This window comes from Pseudomonas sp. ASL8 (assembly GCF_056680355.1).
On record NZ_CM155278.1, the window covers coordinates 4,551,684 to 4,569,992 of the forward strand.

General features: G+C 54.8%; 20 protein-coding genes. 9 read left to right on the forward strand and 11 right to left on the reverse strand.

What is annotated here, in order from left to right:
* Positions 1-19 precede the first annotated feature (19 nt).
* Positions 20-445 (forward strand): hypothetical protein, encoded by a 426-nt coding sequence (locus tag AC1MEA_RS20790; RefSeq protein WP_480417233.1) that lies wholly within the window; start codon positions 20-22, stop codon positions 443-445.
* A gap of 113 nt (positions 446-558) precedes the next feature.
* On the opposite strand, the gene AC1MEA_RS20795 is transcribed toward AC1MEA_RS20790, so the two are convergent.
* Positions 559-1,506: a site-specific integrase gene (locus AC1MEA_RS20795; protein ID WP_480417234.1), complete on the reverse strand. Its 948-nt coding sequence runs from the start codon at positions 1,504-1,506 to the stop codon at positions 559-561.
* Between the two features lie 181 nt (positions 1,507-1,687).
* Between AC1MEA_RS20795 and AC1MEA_RS20800 the strand changes: the two genes are divergently transcribed.
* Positions 1,688-2,677 carry a DNA-binding protein gene (locus tag AC1MEA_RS20800; protein WP_480918182.1) on the forward strand — a complete coding sequence of 330 codons (990 nt, stop codon included), beginning with the start codon at positions 1,688-1,690 and terminating at the stop codon, positions 2,675-2,677.
* A gap of 379 nt (positions 2,678-3,056) precedes the next feature.
* Here the strand turns inward: AC1MEA_RS20800 and AC1MEA_RS20805 are convergent, their stop codons facing one another.
* Positions 3,057-3,524, reverse strand: a complete 468-nt coding sequence (locus tag AC1MEA_RS20805) for a helix-turn-helix domain-containing protein (protein ID WP_480417235.1) — start codon at positions 3,522-3,524, stop codon at positions 3,057-3,059.
* A gap of 205 nt (positions 3,525-3,729) precedes the next feature.
* On the opposite strand from AC1MEA_RS20805, the gene AC1MEA_RS20810 reads away from it, so the two are divergent.
* From AC1MEA_RS20810 to AC1MEA_RS20820, 3 genes are all read left to right on the forward strand, one after another.
* Entirely contained in the window at positions 3,730-4,134 is a 405-nt protein-coding gene (locus AC1MEA_RS20810; protein ID WP_480417236.1) for a DUF6957 family protein, read from the forward strand.
* 188 nt (positions 4,135-4,322) lie between these two features.
* On the forward strand, positions 4,323-4,598 hold the full coding sequence (locus tag AC1MEA_RS20815; RefSeq protein WP_480417237.1) for a hypothetical protein: 276 nt from the start codon (positions 4,323-4,325) through the stop codon (positions 4,596-4,598).
* 435 nt (positions 4,599-5,033) lie between these two features.
* Complete coding sequence (locus tag AC1MEA_RS20820; protein WP_480417238.1) at positions 5,034-5,585, forward strand: hypothetical protein; 552 nt, start codon at positions 5,034-5,036, stop codon at positions 5,583-5,585.
* A gap of 19 nt (positions 5,586-5,604) precedes the next feature.
* Here the strand turns inward: AC1MEA_RS20820 and AC1MEA_RS20825 are convergent, their stop codons facing one another.
* The gene (locus AC1MEA_RS20825) at positions 5,605-5,814 is read right to left on the reverse strand and encodes a hypothetical protein (protein WP_480417239.1); all 210 of its coding nucleotides are present in this window, start codon (positions 5,812-5,814) and stop codon (positions 5,605-5,607) included.
* A 367-nt stretch (positions 5,815-6,181) separates the two neighbouring features.
* Here AC1MEA_RS20825 and AC1MEA_RS20830 point away from each other — a divergent pair, with 367 nt between their 5' ends.
* The 4 genes from AC1MEA_RS20830 to AC1MEA_RS20845 all read left to right on the forward strand — a co-directional run bounded on the left by AC1MEA_RS20830 (position 6,182) and on the right by AC1MEA_RS20845 (position 9,704).
* Positions 6,182-6,901 (forward strand): hypothetical protein, encoded by a 720-nt coding sequence (locus AC1MEA_RS20830; RefSeq protein WP_480417240.1) that lies wholly within the window; start codon positions 6,182-6,184, stop codon positions 6,899-6,901.
* A 93-nt stretch (positions 6,902-6,994) separates the two neighbouring features.
* A complete protein-coding gene (locus AC1MEA_RS20835; RefSeq protein ID WP_480417241.1) occupies positions 6,995-7,480 on the forward strand; it encodes a hypothetical protein in 486 nt (161 codons plus the stop codon).
* A 351-nt stretch (positions 7,481-7,831) separates the two neighbouring features.
* Complete coding sequence (locus tag AC1MEA_RS20840; protein ID WP_480417242.1) at positions 7,832-8,611, forward strand: SDR family NAD(P)-dependent oxidoreductase; 780 nt, start codon at positions 7,832-7,834, stop codon at positions 8,609-8,611.
* Between the two features lie 499 nt (positions 8,612-9,110).
* Positions 9,111-9,704 carry an iron transporter gene (locus tag AC1MEA_RS20845; RefSeq protein WP_322216289.1) on the forward strand — a complete coding sequence of 198 codons (594 nt, stop codon included), beginning with the start codon at positions 9,111-9,113 and terminating at the stop codon, positions 9,702-9,704.
* 242 nt (positions 9,705-9,946) lie between these two features.
* On the opposite strand, the gene AC1MEA_RS20850 is transcribed toward AC1MEA_RS20845, so the two are convergent.
* The 8 genes from AC1MEA_RS20850 to AC1MEA_RS20885 all read right to left on the reverse strand — a co-directional run bounded on the left by AC1MEA_RS20850 (position 9,947) and on the right by AC1MEA_RS20885 (position 18,246).
* Positions 9,947-10,621, reverse strand: coding sequence for a heavy metal response regulator transcription factor (locus AC1MEA_RS20850; protein WP_323566133.1), 675 nt, complete (start codon positions 10,619-10,621; stop codon positions 9,947-9,949).
* Positions 10,622-10,772: 151 nt separating this feature from the next.
* Complete coding sequence (gene copD / locus AC1MEA_RS20855; RefSeq protein ID WP_480417243.1) at positions 10,773-11,711, reverse strand: copper homeostasis membrane protein CopD; 939 nt, start codon at positions 11,709-11,711, stop codon at positions 10,773-10,775.
* A gap of 3 nt (positions 11,712-11,714) precedes the next feature.
* Positions 11,715-12,101, reverse strand: coding sequence for a copper homeostasis periplasmic binding protein CopC (gene copC / locus AC1MEA_RS20860; protein ID WP_322216298.1), 387 nt, complete (start codon positions 12,099-12,101; stop codon positions 11,715-11,717).
* Positions 12,102-12,178: 77 nt separating this feature from the next.
* Positions 12,179-13,039, reverse strand: a complete 861-nt coding sequence (locus AC1MEA_RS20865) for a copper resistance protein B (RefSeq protein WP_480918183.1) — start codon at positions 13,037-13,039, stop codon at positions 12,179-12,181.
* A 63-nt stretch (positions 13,040-13,102) separates the two neighbouring features.
* Positions 13,103-14,887: a copper resistance system multicopper oxidase gene (locus AC1MEA_RS20870; protein ID WP_480417244.1), complete on the reverse strand. Its 1,785-nt coding sequence runs from the start codon at positions 14,885-14,887 to the stop codon at positions 13,103-13,105.
* 241 nt (positions 14,888-15,128) lie between these two features.
* Complete coding sequence (locus AC1MEA_RS20875) at positions 15,129-15,569, reverse strand: DUF411 domain-containing protein (RefSeq protein ID WP_322216304.1); 441 nt, start codon at positions 15,567-15,569, stop codon at positions 15,129-15,131.
* Between the two features lie 28 nt (positions 15,570-15,597).
* Positions 15,598-15,870, reverse strand: coding sequence for a heavy-metal-associated domain-containing protein (locus tag AC1MEA_RS20880; RefSeq protein ID WP_322216306.1), 273 nt, complete (start codon positions 15,868-15,870; stop codon positions 15,598-15,600).
* A gap of 114 nt (positions 15,871-15,984) precedes the next feature.
* Positions 15,985-18,246: a heavy metal translocating P-type ATPase gene (locus AC1MEA_RS20885; protein WP_480918184.1), complete on the reverse strand. Its 2,262-nt coding sequence runs from the start codon at positions 18,244-18,246 to the stop codon at positions 15,985-15,987.
* Between the last annotated feature and the right edge of the window lie 63 nt (positions 18,247-18,309).

Here is an 18,309-nt window from a genome sequence, read left to right on the forward strand (position 1 = left end):
GAATTATAAGGCGGTTGACATGCCTAAAGAAGATGATCTCGCAGTAGACCGTTTACTTCGCCTTAAAAGTGAGATAGATGCGAAGTTGATTGAGCTGTCTAAAATTCAAGGTAACTCTGAGTTTGTTCGTGAAGTGGCTTTTGTCGCTGAGTTTAAAGCCCTTAGGCAAAAATACCAATTCACCTCTAGCGATGCGTTTGCCATGTTGGATCCTGGATATGTGTTCGGAGGCAGGCTGGACGTAGAGATGTTCTTTGAAACTTTACAAAATGTCACTCCCGAAGAAACTCCCGCATCATCGGTCGCGAAAGGTAGAGCGTTGATGCGCTTCCGCAACCCTTTCACAGGAGAGATAATAGAGACTAAGGGAACTAATAATAAGAAGCTGCGAGAGTGGAAGTCTATCCACGGCCTTCAGATCGTAGAAGCCTGGAGGGAGATTTAGCAACCTTCGAAGCTGGCGCGTGAGCAAGCCAGTATCAGACCTTCCAACCCCATGAGATCCCATGCCTCTTCTGAGTTGGAAGTTGGTGGTGCCTAGTGACTTGGGGCTTTCGCTCATGAGTCCGTGAGTTGAGGTTGCGGTGCCTGAACCTCCATCCCTCCAAACGAAAACCCCGGATCCACATACCGCAACGCCGATTTCACATCTTTCCATCCCACGTAACTCATCAGCGATTTGATGTCCCAGCCGTTAGCGGAAGCCCAGGTCGCAAATCCTCGGCGCATCGAGTGACTACTGTACATATCCGCCGGCACACCCGCCTGCCTGAAGATTCTCCGCAACATCGGAATCAGGCTGTTTGAGTTGATGCCTTCATCAGCCAGGTTGCCCCAGCGATCCAGCTTTCTGAACACAGGGCCGCGCGTGATGCCTGCCACAGTAATCCAGTTGATGTAAGCGTCGACCGGACAGAGTTTTTTCAGCGCAGGTGTCTGAAAGCTCGCGCCCAGGTGTTGTCGATCGCCCTTTGTATGCGGCAGGTAGAAGGTAATACCTGTGCCGGCTTCTGCTTGCGTGTGCTCGACCTGCAGACGCGCCAACTCGTCGCCGCGAAAGCCGCGCCAGAAACCAATCAACACCAGGGCGATGTCACGACGGCAGCGCATCACACTTTTGAAGTCATTGCGCTCCGCAGCAAGCGTCGCCTCGCGCTCAAGCCAGCCGACAGCCTCTTCAAGGTGGCGAAGGAGCAGGGGCGCTGCCTGTTTTTCCTGAGTCGGATGCAGCGTTCGGATGCCCTTGATCATCTGGCGCACCGTGGGCGTCTTGGTCGGATCGGGGAAACCCTGGGTGATGTGCCACTGGGCCAAGGCCGCCAGGCGCTGCTTCAAGGTGCTGATCGCATGTTGATCGGCATATTCGGCCAGGTAGCGCACGACGCTGTCCCCGGTCGCCGGCAGGAATCCGCCCCAGATCACCTCGAAGTGCTCGACTGCTGATCGGTAGCTCTTGCGGGTGTTTTCCCGCGTGCCGGCCTGCAGGTAGCGATCAGCCTTGTTCATCTCGACCCCTTCCACGGCAAACGTACCTTTCCCAGCGTCGGGAAATGCGAAATTCAGTTCTATGATGCGATAACGCTCAATTATGTTATCAGAAAAACAGCTCATTTTTATGCTTTACATTTTCAATAAATGGTATGTAAATACGTGGTATGTAAAACAGTACGAAATCGTAGGAGCAAAAATGGCCCGTGGCGGTATAAATAAGGCAGTTGTGCAGAAGGCTCGAGAGGCGCTGCTAGCTCGCGGTGAAAATCCTAGTATTGATGCCGTGCGAGTTGCGCTCGGAAATACTGGCTCGAAGACGACCATTCACCGCTATCTCAGGGAGTTGGAGGCGCACGATCCGCGCCCAGAGTCGTCGCGCGAGCGGCTGAGTGACGAGCTCACTACTTTGGTATCGCAGCTGTTAGAGCGCGTGATGGAGGAGGGTGGTGACTACGTTGAACAGGCCCAGGCGCAGTTCAATCACGACAAGGCCACCCTTGAGGCAAAGCTTGAAGTCAGCCAGTTGGCGCTGTCGGCTCTGCAGCGCGAATTCGATGTTCAGCGTGCAGCCCTGGAGACCGAGTCCTCTGAGCTGCTGACGAGCCGCAGCTCACTTCAAACCGAGCTAACCCGGAATGCTCGCCTGAGCCAGAACTGCAGTGATCTGGAGGTTCGTGTCCAGGAAAAAGACGAGCAAATCCGTTCATTGGAAGAGAAGCATCTGCATGCCCGTGATGCGCTTGAGCACTACCGCAATGCGATTAAAGAGCAGCGCGAGCAGGAACAACGCCGACATGAAGGTCAACTGCAACAAGTTCAGGTGGAGCTTCGGCAGCTTCAGCAGATGCAGGTCGTCAAGTTGGATGAGTTGACCCGACTCAATCGGGACAATGAACGTTTGCTGAGCGAGGCACGTCAGCTCGCGAAGGTCGTTGCCGCGCGTGAGGACACAATCGAGCGCCAAACCGGCGAGATAAGCTCGATTAAAACCGCCGTAGCCAAAGCGGACGGCGCGAAAGAGATGCTCCAAGAGCAGGTGCATTTACTTAGGTTGGAGACGAAACAGCTAGATAACTTGGTTGCTCACGCCAACGAGCAAATCACCGAAGCGAAAAGCCAACTGAGTGCTGTGGAACGTGAACTTGAGGTGCTGAAGTCCGAAGCACCGCCAATCGCAAACGGCTGAGTCTCTGTTGCTCCTCGGCACGCGCTGCCAGCCATTATGGATGTGTGCGCGCGCCTTGTGTTGAGCACCTTGGATGGCTTGCGCCTAATCGACCAGTAACGGTGTCTCCTGATACTGCCATGGCGCTGGAAAATGCTCTGAATGGCTTCTACGGTACGGCGGGTACCTGGCCCAGGAGGAAGACGGCGCAAACGATGATTCCAAGCCATATATTCCTGAAACCAGCTCCATCTATCCACGTCACGTCACGTCACGTCGAGATGTGGGCCAAGGATTGATCTAGGCTGATGCCCGTTAATTTCAAGTTGACGGGGCAGAGGTGCGGTAAAACGTTGAAAAATGGAAATCAAACTGAGCTTCTGACGACTGCCGTGGAATCCTACGAGTGCCAGTACCTGTGGACAGTCGATCTTGCCAAGCCCAGCTTCTCGATAACTTGTGCCTGACTTAACCCCGCAGCCTTTAGCCCCCTGACAGCCTCGGCGTTTTTCGCATTTCCAGGCTTCCCTCGCGGTCGCTTCACCAATTCGTTGTCAACAAACTGGCTGAGAAGCAGCTCTTCGCCGCCTTCCGCCCGGAACATTTCAAGCTGGGCTCTCGCTCGATCTAGAGTGACCTCATAAGGTTCGCCATTTTGCATAGCGACACATATGGCGAACAGGGCGACGGAATCAAACTCAAGAGCCTCAGATAACTCGTTCAGCTTCTCAAGCGTGATGTTGCTCCTACCCTGTTCGAGCTTGCCAATGTTTGCTTTGACGCTAACCTCAGCCAAATCTCCGTAGTCGAAGCCGCGCGTTGTTCGGATTGCCCTAATCGCGCCCGCAATCTCTTTCTTGAGCGACATGATCCGTCCTAAAAAACGAGGATAGAGCCATACGCGGCCAGTTCCGATAAACCTCGTTTAGTGGTACTATCAGAACTGTCGAGGGCTTTTGCGATCGCTGGGACGAAGCGTTCCCGCTCAGATTAAGGCGCGGAGGGCTCGATGTTGGTCATCCTTAGGCAGGGTGCACGCGCAACATATCAGATGTATTGACGGAGATTTTGAATTGAGCACAGATGAAAACGAAGGTGCTGACGGGCTACTCAGCGGCCCCGGCGAACCCCGCCAGGGCTCCAAGGACACAGAAGAGATTCTCATGGGGCTCGTGCAAGCTCTCTACCCGCGAAAGCCTTACTGCCTCGTCCAGGACTGGACGATTTTCCACGTGGAGGTGACTGACGAAGAGCTCAGCAAAGTTCGAGCAGCCGGGCAGCTCCCTATGATTTTGTTTGCACACAATGTTCGCTTTGACAGCGAGCGCAGATTTGATGTTGGCGACTGGATGCGCAGCACTTTTGCGATTTCCTTTGAAGAAGGGTTTCTCTTCGAGACTAGGAACACTGTCTATGTCCTATGTGGAGACGGCCACGAGAAACCAGCAAGCCTCAAAACAATCTTTTCTTTCTTTTAGATGACGCGTTGCCTCGGCAATGATTTCAAACTGAGACAAAAATGTTCAGAACCAGAATCAAAGACATTGAGGGTGTACCTGGTATGTTTGAGGGCGGCCTCGTGCATTGGCATTGCATTTCGCGGGCATTAAATATGCACTGGTACCACGTGTGCGTGAAAGAGAGGCTCGACGGTCGATTCATAAGTATGACTGAGATGTTGAATGACGAGACAAGACTGCTTGAGGTCATTTCGTCACAGAATGAAGACTATGTCATTACAGAAATCCAAGGTTTAATTCCGCCTTGGATGAGCGGCAGTAAAAGTTGGCGACTGGAAATACTAAGTGCGGTTTCCATCGGCTATGACCGTAATGGCGCCGTGATATGTTTGCTTGAGGTTGAGAACGGCGAGATCTATACCGACACACACGATCGTTCGTTCGACACAGAGTTGTTAAACAATGTCACGAAGATTTACTGATAAAAGGCTTGATTTTGATAATGAAGTCTTTTGACTCCTGTCGGACGAATACGGAATCGAAGAAAATAAACGCGCGGCATAAATGAAGCTGGGCTTCACTCCAAACGTTTAAAGGATTTCCAGTTGCGTTGAATCGTTCGTGCAAGTAAATACATCTATGGCGCTCCTATAAATGCATGCTTGAGTGATGCCATTTGTATCAAATTGCGTGGCGGCTGGTATTGTTTTGGCCATACTAAAGCGGATCGTTTTTGACGTTTCGCTGACGGACATCTGATGCGCACCTCCAGCATTCGTTATGCAAAAAAAGAGGGCATGTTCTGTGTGGTGGTAACCAATCACGCATCATGCATATCGTGACGTGCATGTAGAGCTACGGAGGCCATCGTGATTATATTTTGGCCGACGTCGACGATTAATTGCAGGAGAGCGCCATTGAAGCTCCTCGAAAGTCTTTGTAATCTCATCAACCCAGACCGCCGCCCTGAGTGGGAGAAAAAGCGTGAGCGTGAGTTCATAGCTGCAGTTAACGGGTTGAAGACTCTGTCGGTGAGCGACCGTGGCCGCCTCTCCATAGATCCAGAAGAGCTACGCGACCAGATAATCGCATCACGTGAGCAGTTGAAGCATCTCGTTCACAAGCCTGGAGCGTCAAACCGGAGATCCAAGGCAATGGCAGCCTTTCAGGTGGAACAGGAGACGATTCCCTCCGGAGAGGTTCCAGTAGATGCCTTGGACTGTCTTGAAGTCGTGGCTTGGCGTCGGTTGCCCAGCGGCGCTGCTGTGCGCTACGTATGCCTCCAGTCTGAGAGGTCAGGTAGATACGCTGTCGCAACGGCTGGTCTGTTCTCAGGGGGCGCGGAGAGTCTCCCGCCTTGGATTGATGCCAATGCGAACAGGAACGTTGCTAACGCCTTACGTAATTCGGAACTCCAGTGGTTCACGACTGTGAGCGAGGCTATGGCTGCATGGGATGCAGAGCTCTGATGGCCCTACGAAGATAGGCTCACTGACACCACGGCCCCCAGGTTGGTGGGTTCTCGACGATATCAATGGACGTACTGAGCTCGTCCTGCATGTGTTCCAAGACCCTATCGAGACTCGGATAGGCTTTCGATTCTCGTAGCGTATTCACCAGCTGCAACAGCTCTCTGCCTTGCGCCAAGGGCATCTGCACATCGCAATACACAGTGTCGTCATCATCCATCATTCCCATAAAATTCTCCGCATGGCCTACGCGTTGTGCCCCAGAACGGTTGGGCTGATGTTGGTGCGTGCCCCTTCGGGGATCGGCTGTCGTGAACCGAGCCTGCGTCTCGGCCCTTCGGGCTCCCATCCTGCACGCCTGCGCGCTCCGCTTGCGTCCAGATGCAATACCTTGAGCAACAATCCCCTAAAGGGGGCTAAGCTGAAGGCCCCATTCTGGTCTCTTACACATCGTAGCCATCAGCCTTGGAAAATGCCTTCTGAGCCGCATTTAAGTCTCCCTGCACTTGTGAATTAAAACGGACTGCAGGAAGATCCATAACATCATAATGGCATTACAGCCATACCATCAGGATCTGTAAATTAAAGGACTAACGATGAATCGTAGATTGACTGCTCTTATCCTATCCTGCGTTCTGCTGAGCGCCTGCTCTGATCCGAAACAAGCTACTCTCCCCGCAGACATCAGCAAATGGTCTGAAGACCAATCGCTGATGGATGCAGTCAAAAAACTCGACGACGGCGACAAAAAGCTCTTCACCGGGTACGCAACCCGGCTAGCGATGGCCTCTGTATTCGGAGGTGCCAAAAACGTAAGCGACGTAACGCTTGGTGGCGCCCTTAAAACTCAGCAGGCGTGGGTCGACGAAAAAGCGGCTGAGGAGGTCAGGCAAAAAGCGCTGGCCGAGCAGGTCAAAAAAGAGCAAGTCCAAGCGCTCAAGGAAATGGATGCTACCCTGACAGCATCTCTTCTGGAGCTAAAGCTGAACCCTAAAGACTACGCTAACAAGCAATATAGCGACTACTTCTCGATCCGGGTGGCTTTCAAAAATAACGCTGCGGATGCCCTCGAAGGCGTGAAGGGGACAGTTGTACTTCGCGACATTTTTGGTGAAGTCATCAAGCGTATTCGCCTAAGCGATGACACCCATATCTCGGCCGGCCAGAGCTATGTCTATAGCGGCACGATGAACTACAACCAATTCGAAGACTCGGACAAAAAACTTGCTTCCGTGAATGTCGAAAAAATCAGGTTCGACTGGGAACCCGACACCTACATTTTTGCGAGCGGGAAGAAGCAAGTCATGCCGAAGTAATGCCGACACGGTAAAAGCGCACGAGGCATGAACCCTGGTACAGCAGGCTATGTTTGTTCGTGTGTAGCCATCCAATGACTGCTAGGAGGCTTCATGTCCATCGCCAAAACCAAAGCCCATTTAGCTGAAGTCCTCGCTGACGATCAAAACAGGGTCATCGCACTATGCGGTAAATGGGGCACGGATAAGAGCCATCTCTGGCGGCAAACTAAAGCAGCTTCAGAGGATGAGAGCATCAGGTCTGCCCTGTATGTTTCACTCTTCGGCCTGTCGAGCATGGATCAGGTCAAATTTAAAATCGTCCAAAGTGCAATTCCTAAAAGCATCGAGAACCCAGCTTGGTGGGAAAGTGCCAAGCAAGGTCTGACCGCCGCATCAAAAGTGCTTCAGAGCTTCAGCAAGGGTTTCGGTGCTCTCAACGAATTGGCCTTGTTGGCCGTACCCTCAATTCTAAAAAATCGGGTCATAGTCCTCGACGATATTGAGCGAAAACATCAGGGGCTCCACACCGACGAAGTCATGGGGTTCATTGACGAGTTTACTCAGCAGCACGGCGCCCGAATCATCTTGATCGCTTAACAGCGACCAGCTAAAAGACAAAGACATTTGGGATACGCTCCGCGAAAAAGTTATCGACCAGGAACTGACCCTGGAGACCACCTCCGCAGAGGCGTTTGATATTGCCTCGGAGCTGATTCAATCCCCCTACGCCGAGCGGATAAAGAAAATTGTCGCGATCTGCGGCATAACGAACATCCGTATAGTTTGCAAAATAATCCGCGCAGTGAACCGTATTTTAGGCCACCACCTCAGCCTTTCTTCGGATGTACTGGATCGGGTACCCGGCCTGATCACAAATTCCCGAATCACCCGCATTCATCGGCTTTTTTGCTATCGTGCATTAAATTTGTGATCACAAAGAGATAAGAAATGGCGATTTCAATGTGGCAAGGTCAAGTCGCTCTGGTCAGCGGTGCGGGCAGTGAAAGTGGTATTGGTCTGGCGATCGCCCGACGTTTGGGCCGCGAAGGCGCGCGTGTATTGATCACTGCCAGCAGTGCGCGGATCCAGCAACGTGTCGCCGAGTTGCAGGCTGAGGGTATAGACGCTCGGGCGATGACAGCCGACTTGACTGACGAATTGCAGGTCAAGGATCTGACCGATTGGGCTCATGAGCAGTTCGGCCATATCGACATTTTGGTCAATAACGCCGGTATGGCTATGGTCGGCAGCCCGGAACCCTTCGTCGAAGTGGCGGACATGGATTTGGCGACCTGGAATCTATCTCTGGCGCGCAACCTGACCAGCGCTTTTCTGCTGACTCGTGCGGTTTTGCCTGGGATGAAGACACGCGGTTACGGACGCATCGTCCACATCAGTTCAACGACCGGTACACGCGGCAGCAATCCAGGTGAGTCGGCTTACAGTGCGGCCAAAGCAGCGATGCTGGGGATGAATATGAGCTTGGCGCTGGAAGTCGGTAAACGGGGCATCACCGTCAACAGCGTTGCACCAGGCTGGATTGATACGGGGGCATTGACCGAGGAAGAATACCGTGCCGGTACCTACACTCCGATCGGCCGCGCCGGTCGTCCAGAAGAGGTTGCAGCTGCAGTGGCGTTTCTGGCGTCTCCAGAAGCCAGCTATATCACCGGTGAAGTGCTGGTGGTGGATGGCGGTAATTGTCTGATCGAAAACAAGGCGCCCTGAGCAATGGGCCCTTGACGACCTTTTTCAACATGTTGGGTCGAAACATGCCCTGTGTGGCCGACGGAAATTGGCAGAGGCTGTGAAAAAGCGTTTTAGAGCAGGTTTGGCGGCCAGGATCGGGACAAAAAACGCGTTTCTGCGCAAAATTTTGGTCTGCTGACTAGCTACGCGCTGACAGCTTTTACGTAGCAACGACGTCTTCAAGAAGGTACCCGCGCTTTTACACACACACACACACAGCCTGGGCCAGAAGTCGGCAATCGAAAGCCTATGCGAGAGCAGAGTTGATTCGCTGTGTGAAATATTACATTTCTGACAGCTAGCCGGCGGTAGGTAGTCTATGGGCTAGAGTGAAGAACCAACGTAGCTATTCAAAGGGCTTACAGATGCGCTTAGCCATTGACGCTATTTCAAACGTGATTGGTGGAAACGACAGTGAGATCTAATTGGCGTTGGAAATTGCATCCGCGATAGCTTCACTCAGCCAGGAGCACTTGAAATGACAAACACCCAAAAGTTGCTGTTCGCTTTAGGATCCGCAATCGCACTGCCAGTTGCCACATGCCTTGCACAAGCGGCAGAGCCGCAGATCAAGACGCTCACCTCACCGAAAGATCCAACGGAAAGCGCAGTTCTAATAGGTAGAGTCATCAACGACGGGCTGACAATCCAGTTGGAGCTTGAGGGCGCCGAAGCTATGTGGATGCAGATGGGAACACCTGCTCAGTGGAGTGAGCATGTTCCCGCAAAGAACGAGCGGTATCATATCGAGATCAAGGTGACGGACAATGCAACCAAGACGCGACTCCCGTACTCCACGGTTACCTTCGCTGCGACGAACAAAGCCAATGGAAAGAGCGTAGAAACGGTTCTACCACCAATGTGGGGCGGCAGTGGTTTGCATTACTCTGAAAACAGTCCCTTGGCTGGTGATGGTGTTTACGCCGCCACGGTCACTGTTGGTGTTCCAACGTTCGCTCGTGAAATGAAGGACAAAGACCTGTGGTCGAAACCGGTAAACGCCCACTTTCACTTCAAATTGAAGGACGGTGTGCTTGTCGAGGTATCAGAACCCGTCTCGGCAGCAAACTAGCGGAGCCCATTTTGCCGAAGGAGGGGGCAGACAAACTGTCAGCAGGCACATGAATGCCAGTAAAATGATTCAGCGGTCAGCGAGGTTAAAAACTTGATTAAGGTTAACTGACATCGTCAGGGCGTGAAGCAGCAGTCGTGCCGGGCAGAAACGGTCAAAAGCTACCGCTCAAACCTGTCGAAGAAAACGGAGGTGGCTCACACTCCTCTGACAGGCCCTCACCGACAAATGAGTCATTTGATCTACGATACGTCGATGACATAACCCATGCCGCGTGAGGTGTGAATCAATTTGGATTCAAAACGGTCATCAATTTTCGCTCGCAGTCTACGCACGGCAACTTCGATGACATTGGTGCCACTCTCAAGGTGGATATTCCAAACCTGTGATGCAATGAGTGATTTTGGAAGAACTTCACCACGGTGCTGTAGCATAAATTCCAATAACGAAAACTCTTTCGCCGTTAGGTCAATCCGTTTCCCTCCTCGAAACGCCTGATGCTTTAGTAGGTCAAGCTCAAGATCTCCGATTTTTAGATGGGTCTGACTGGAAGGAGGGGTTGCTCTGCGCAGCAAGGTTCGGACTCTAGCAAGCAGTTCGGAGAACGCAAAAGGCTTGACCATGTAGTCATCAGCACCCAGCTCCAACCCTTTAACTCGGTCTTCTACACCATCCCGAGCTGAGAGGAGCAACACTGGCATACTTACGCCTGCGGCCCGGATTTTTGTCAGGACGTCCCAACCGTTGAGACCAGGCATCATCACATCCAGGATGAGTAGATCGTAGGATCTGTCCAGAACGTGTTGAAGAGCGTCGATCCCGGTTATGACACGGTCAACACTGAAGCCGGCCTCAGTGAGGCCTTTCTGCAGGTAAATTCCGGTCTTTGGTTCATCTTCAGCTACCAAGAGTTTCATGTTGGCAGGTTCCACGATTTGTATTGCAGCAGTTTGCGGCCAAAACCGATGCTCCAATACAAGCTGATGTAATTTCTACGGCCGACTCAGCGGGGGGCGCACTGGCTCAACTTACAAACTTGCAAAGCACTGCCCGCATTCGCTTTACAGTCTACTCAGCTGACATCTCCATCTCTGGGCTGAGGGTGCCTAGCCAGGCAACCAGGCCCATAATGATCACCGCGACCGACAACTCTAGGATCATGCTACGCCGTAAGGCATTAATGGCGACGTTATGAGTGCCTGTCTGAATGGATCGCTCAAGCAGTGGACTCAGGTGAAAACGGTTCACCGCTGCAAATACCAGCATCCCCGCAAACAAGAAGACCTTCAAAGACAGCAGTGCTCCGTAAGTGCTGGTTGTCAACGTCTCCAATACTGGGCCAACAACCAGCAGATAGTTGACTACTCCGGTGATAGCCAGGGTTGCGACGATGAGCGCCCCCGCTGATTCGAAACCAGTCAGCATTCGAGCCAACAACCGGATCTGCAGATCTCCCGTAAGGTTGTTTGAGCGCAATAAAAGCGCGAACGCGGCGAGAGCACCCAACCAGCTGCCTGCAGCCAGAAGATGAACAATATCGCTTGTGAAATGCAGGTAGCGACGAGAGCCTTCATCCATAGCGCCATGTCCTGTCCAGGCCAGCGTCGCCAGGGCGATGGCCCCACACAGTGTGACCAACCGGAGGCTCAATGCCGGGGCCCGTTGATTGAGGGTCGCTGCAATGACCGCCACCGTCAACGAGGCTATTCGAACCATCCAGGTCAACCCGACGTCAGTATCCATCAGCATCATCTGCAGAATGTGGTGGTGAAGTTCCATGACGCTGGACATACCACTCATCGTCTTGGCCATGTGCAGCATGGCCGCCATCGACAGCAGTATGCCGATAACGGCAGTTCCCACCAGCAACGACCCAAAGTTCAATACGGTACCGCCCGTGCGCTCCTTTCCTTTGAGGCTGTACAGGCCGAACAGTGCCAGCCCGAAGAGCAGCATCAAGTCGATATAGAGTGCGAAGCGAAGGCTAATGTAGATTGAGTCGTCCATGGATCATTTGACTTTAAAGGTCACGGCGCCTGTGATCGGGTGGGTATCGGAAGACACAGCCCGCCACTCAACTTTGTATGTGCCTGGTGTGAGCGGTACAGCCGGGGTGATGACCATCATTTTCGGATCGGCGCTGCCCGCGACGCTGGTTTTGACGCCCATAGGGGAGTGGGCAGACATGCCCGGCATCTCGGTCATGATCAGTTTCGCGCCAGAAAACTGGGTGGTGAGCTTTTCCGAAAAAATCAGTTCGATTTTTGCCGGCGGCGCCACTGTGGCGCCCTCGGCTGGGGTAGAGGACAGCAGCTTTGGATGCGCCTGGACAACAGCGCTCAACAACAAACCGGCGCTGAGTGCTGCGACAACGCTGAGGGTTTTAAGAGATGACATGCAAGGCTCCTGACGGCCTGAGCCGTGGATGATGGGGTTATTGTTTGAATGGATTTGGGGGTACGTATCGGTCAGGTTTAGAACCACATCCGCAAACCGACAACAAAACGGGTATCACTACGGTTTTCGCCTTCTTCAAGGACGTAATCTGCGGTTTTGCCATACGAGCGATTCCAGGTCACGCCGATATAAGGTGCGAGCTCGCGGCGTATTTCATAACGCAATCTCAGACCGACCTCGGTGTCCGACAGCCCGGAGCCGGTGGCCCGTTGAGGGTCGTTTTTGCCATAGAGGTTCATTTCAGCGGTGGGCTGCAATATCAAACGGTTGGTCAGCAAAATATCGTAGTCGCCCTTGAGCCGTAGCGCAGTCTGGCCAGCCTCGCCCAAGTAGGCGGTGGCCTGCGTTTCGAAGTCGTAAAGCGCCATGCCTTGCAGTCCCAGCGCCGCCCAAGTCTGGGGGGCGCCGGGTTTGAAATCTTGCCGCACGCCGCTAACAACATCCCACCAAGGGCTAACCGCATGTCCCCAAAGAGCCTGGAGTTCAGCGCGCTCAGTGACGCCGTTGGTTCGCTCGCCCTCAGAGCGCAGCCAGAGACGATCCGTGTCGCCGCCAATCCAGCCATTGGCTTCCCAACGCAGTGCGCTGCCCTTGTCGGCGTCTTGCCATTCGAGCTGATCGATCAGGAAGAACGAGTTGATCGAGCGCTCGCGCATCTGGTGGCCAGCATGGCTTTCAAACACTGCTGCGCGATCCGCGTCGGTGAGTACTGGGATCGGTGTACGGCTTTGCTGGGGCGCAGTGGGTTTCATGCCCTGCATTTCGCCGTCATCCATGCCCTGCATCTGGGAATGATCCATACCCTGCATCTCGCTGCCGTCCATGCCTTGCATCGGTTCGGTCTGCCCATAGGCAAGCGCAAGCGGCATGATACCCATCCCTAGGATGGCCAAGCCCGCGAGTACCGGTTTAGCGGATTGTTCGAAGTTCATGTCTGGCTCCTACTCTTGCACACGGACTTCGCGGAACATGCCCATTTCCATGTGGTACATCAAATGGCAGTGGTAAGCCCATCGCCCCAAGGCATCGGCGGTCACGCGGTAACTGCGTTTGGTTCCTGGCGGCATGTCGATAGTGTGTTTACGCACCATGAAATCACCGTTTTCGTCCTCCAGATCACTCCACATGCCATGCAGGTGAATGGGGTGCATCATCATGGTGTCGTTCACTAGAACCACTCGAATACGCTCTCCATACTTGAGGTGAAGCGGCTCGGCATCCGCGAACTTGACGCCGTCAAAAGACCACGAGAACTTTTCCATGTGTCCGGTTAGATGCAGAGTGATGGTGCGGCTCGGTTCTCGGCCATCGGGATCCTGAAAGGTGCTCTTCAGGTCTGAGTAGGTCAGTACCCTGCGACCATTGTTTCTCAGGCCCATGCCGGGATCGTTAAGTTTCGGCGTGGGGCTCATCGTTTGCATATCAACCAGTGGATTATTGGTTTCGGAGGTCGGGTGAGGCTCCATGGCTCCCATGCCGCTCATGCCCTGCATCGAGTGGCCAGACATGTCTGCGGTATCTGATATCTGGCTGTGATCCATGCCCTCCATGCCTTGCATCGAATTCTGGGTCATGCCATTCATATCGCCGTGATCCATGCCGGCCATATCACCCATGCCCATGTCGCTCATCGTGATCAACGGACGTGGATCCAGGGGCGGTATAGGGGCTGAAAGCCCTTCATGTACGGCCAATGTTCCTCTCGCGAAACCTGTGCGATCTATCGACTGGGCGAACAAGGTGTACGCGTTTTCGGTAGGTTCGACGATCACATCAAAGGTTTCAGCCACGGCGATGCGGAACTCATCAACGCTGACCGGTTTCACGTACTGCCCGTCTGCTGCGACGACAGTCATCTTCAGGCCTGGAATGCGCACGTCAAAGTAGCTCATCGCCGAGCCATTGATGAACCTCAGGCGCAGCCGTTCGCCAGGCCGGAAAATGCCCGTCCAGTTGCTGTCGGGAGCCTGCCCGTTGAGCAAGTAGGTATAGGTGGCGCCGCTAACGTCGGCAAGATCCGTGGGGTTCATCTTCATTTCAGCCCACATTTTCCGATCCGCGACGGTGGCAGGCCAACCGTTCTTACTGACATCATCAATGAAGTCGCCGACGGTGCGTTTGTGCAGGTTGTAGTAACTGGATTGCTTCTTGAGTTTTTTCATGACCCGCTCGGGGTCTTCATCAGTCCAGTCGGACAGCATCACCACATAGTCGCGGTCGTAGCTGAAGGGGTCGGGGTCTTTGGCATCAATGACAATCGGCCCGTATACACCGACCTGCTCCTGAAAACCGGAGTGACTGTGATACCAGTACGTGCCGTTCTGTTTGACCTTGAACGAGTAAACGTACAAGCCGCCGGGTTCGATGCCGTGAAAGCTCAGGCCCGGCACACCGTCCATATTCACCGGCAGAATGATGCCGTGCCAATGGATCGAGGTGTTTTCTTTCAGCCGGTTCCTGACCCGCAACGTCACCGTATCACCTTCGCGCCAGCGCAATAGCGGGCCGGGGAGGCTGCCGTTAATGGTCATGGCGGTGTTGGGCGTCCCCGTGAAGTTCACCCCCATCTCACCGATGGATAGGTCGAAATCGGTGCCAGCAAGAACATTGGGCTGTCCGGGACTCGTAATCGCCCACACTGGGCTGCGCCACAGCCCGAAGCCGGCGAGAATTCCACCTGCCGCCAAGGCTTTCACGAACGTGCGTCTTGATGTTCTGGAATGCATCGAAGGTATCCAACTGTCAGAATCCGGGCAGGTGAATGCGCTGCCATAGGGCGGCTTGGACGTGCCTCAAGAGTACGTTGCCAACCGCCAATTGCTGAGCAAGATGCCATAGGCCAGCGTTGCGAGTGATTACATTTCCGTCAGGTTGGCAAAAAGGCAACCTAGCTTGCGCGGCGATTGAACAGCGTTTGTTATTTGGCAGCTCCGACGGGCGCCATGTGTTCCGCCCCAAGGGGTATCGTCAATTGCCGGGGTAATCCGCGATCACCCGATCAGTGCCGCTGTCAGTCAGACCTATCACCTGATACGGCTGTCTGGTCGAGTCATACTCCATGCCGGGCGAACCCGATACCATACCGGGCACCGCGACCCCAACGAGGTCGGGCTGATTCTTCAGATCGAGGATCTGTGCCACTGGCACATGCCCTTCGACGAACTTTCCGCCAATCATCGCGGTATGACACGAGGCCAGGCGCGGAGCCACGCCGAGGCGCTGTTTGACTTCACTCATGTTGGGTTCGACATGGTCGTGCACGCTAAAGCCATTGGCTTCAAGGTACTTGATCCACTCCTCGCAGCAGCCACAGTTAGGGTCGCGGTAGACGTCGATGACGTCAGCAGCTTGTGCTGCTCCGGTCATGAGTAGGGTCGCGAGCGCAGCGATGCGCAGTCTGGTATTCATAGGCATTCTCCTGTTCAAAAAAGAGCGATTACCGGCAGCAGCAACCACCGCCGTTCCCGCCACAACCTGAGGTTTTTTTACTGGCTACGCTTTCGGCTGTCGCCAGTTGTGCCGGATAGCCAGCGTCCTGCAGGGCTGCGAGCAGCGCATGGCTGTCCGAATCGCCGCTGACCTTCACCCGTCCGGATTGTAGATCCACTGCCACGTCACTGACGCCTTCAAGTGGGCGCAGCGCTTCGGTGACATGTTTGACGCATGAACCACAGCTCATGCCCTGGACTTGCAGTTCAACGGTTTTCATTGGTGACTCCTCACAACAGAATTGATTATGGAAAGACTGATGCATGAGGCTTTTCTGTGGCCTTGGCTTATCCTCAACCTTACTGCTATGGCAAGGTCAAGCGGCCCTTGTCACTCAATCAATCGACACCTGGCGCAGGCGCAAAGCGTTGAATACCACCGACGCCGAGCTCACGCTCATGGCCAGTGCCGCTATCAGTGGCGACAGAAGGTGACCGGTAAGCGGGTAGAACAAACCGGCGGCCAGCGGGATGCCCATAGCGTTGTAAAGGAAGGCGAAGGTCAGGTTCTGGTGCATGTTTCTCACCGTTGCTACTGACAGGCTACGAGCACGCAGGATGCCGAGCAGATCACCCTTGACCAGGGTGACCTGCGCGCTGTTCATCGCGACGTCAGTGCCAGTGCCCATCGCGATACCGACGTCGGCGCGAGCCAGTGCGGGGGCATCGTTAATGCCGTCGCCGGCCATCGCCACGCGGTGTCCTGCGTGTTGCAGAGCCGCGACCAGGCGTTCTTTGTCTTGCGGTTTGACCTCTCCATGCACCTCCTCGATACCTAGCTGGCGAGCTACCGAACGCGCAGTGGTAAGGCCGTCTCCAGTGGCCATGATGACCTTGACGCCGTCCGCCTGCAGACGCTCGACTGCCAGCTTCGTGGTGGGTTTGATGGGGTCGGCAACGGCCAGTAAACCCGCCAGGGCGCCATTGACTGCCAGGTACATGATGCTCGCGCCGTCGCCGCGCAGCGTCTCGGCCTGTGCCTGCAAACTCTCGGTGGAGACGCCGGCCTCCTGCATCAGTGCGGTATTGCCCAATGTCAGGCGGCGACCCTCGACCTGACCGCTGACACCAATGCCGGAGGCTGACTCAAAGGTTTCAGGCGGGCTCAGGGTCAGGCCTGCAGCGCGTGCCTGTTCGACGATAGCGTGGGCCAACGGATGCTCGCTGCCCTGATCGAGGCTCGCGGCCAGGCGCAGCACTTCATTCTGAGTAAATCCAGGTACAGCCTCGACGCTATGGAACGCTGGCCGCCCCTCAGTGAGAGTGCCCGTCTTGTCGACAATCAAGGTGTCGATCTTGCGCAGGTTCTCGATGGCGGCGGCATCGCGAAACAAGACGCCGCTGCCAGCGGCCTTGCCGGTGGCAACCATGACCGACATCGGCGTCGCCAGGCCCAGGGCACAGGGGCAGGCGATGATCATTACCGCTACAGCGTTGATCAGGCCGAACACCCAGCTTGGCTCGGGCCCCCATAGCCCCCAGCCGAGTAGAGTCAGCGCGGCAATGCTAATCACCACGATCACGAAGTAGCCGGCAATCACGTCTGCCAGACGTTGCATCGGTGCTTTTGAGCGTTGTGCCTGCACAACCATCTGCACGATCTGTGCGAGCAGGGTGGCCGACCCAATTTTCTGTGCCTGCATCACCAGGCTGCCGTGGGTGTTGAGGGTCGCGCCGATCAACGCGTCGCCAGGCCTCTTCATTATCGGTATTGGCTCACCGGTGAGCATTGACTCGTCCACAGCGCTTTCGCCTTGCAGTACCTGGCCGTCGACAGGCACTTTTTCGCCCGGACGCACACGTAATGTGTCACCGCTGTGTACGTGTGTCAGCGGGATGTCTTCTTCCGTGCCATCGGCATTGATCCGTCGGGCCGTTTTGGGTGCCAGTCCGAGCAGCGACTTGATGGCGGCCGAGGTTTGCGAGCGAGCCTTGAGCTCGAGCATCTGGCCGAGCAGGGTCAGTGAGATGATCACCGCCGCCGCCTCGAAGTACACGCCGATGCGGCCATCCATCATGAAGGTGCTGGGGAATGCGCCGGGGGCCAGAGTGGCGACGAGGCTGTAAAGGAAGGCCGCCGCCGTGCCGAGGCCAATCAGTGTCCACATATTCGGACTGCGCTGAACCACCGAACGCACGCCGCGCACATAAAACGGCCAGCCAGCCCACAGCACGACGGGTGTGGCCAGTCCCAGCTCAAGCCAGTTTTGTGTGGGGCCGTGGAACAGCACCAAGGCATGGCCGCCCATGGCCAGCACGGTGACGATCACTGTCAGTGGCAATGTCCACCAGAAGCGCCGGGTGAAGTTCTTGAGTTCGGGGTTCTCTTCTTCCTCGAGTTCGGGAATCACCGGCTCCAGGGTCATGCCGCACTTGGGGCAGGTGCCGGGGCCGATCTGGCGGATCTCCGGATGCATGGGACACGTGTATTCAGTGGTCGCTGCTAGCGGTGCTGTTGACGCCTGTTCGATTTCAGGTGCAGATGCTTGATAGCGCCCGGGCTCGGCCTTGAAAGTTGCTTGGCATTTCTGGCTGCAGAACCGGTAGGTTTGCCCTTCATATTGCGTACTGAACGGGCTGTCGTTACTGACGGCCATGCCACATACAGGGTCATGCGAGTCGACGGGGGAGGGCTCGGACTGCTGTATTGGGTTGTTCTC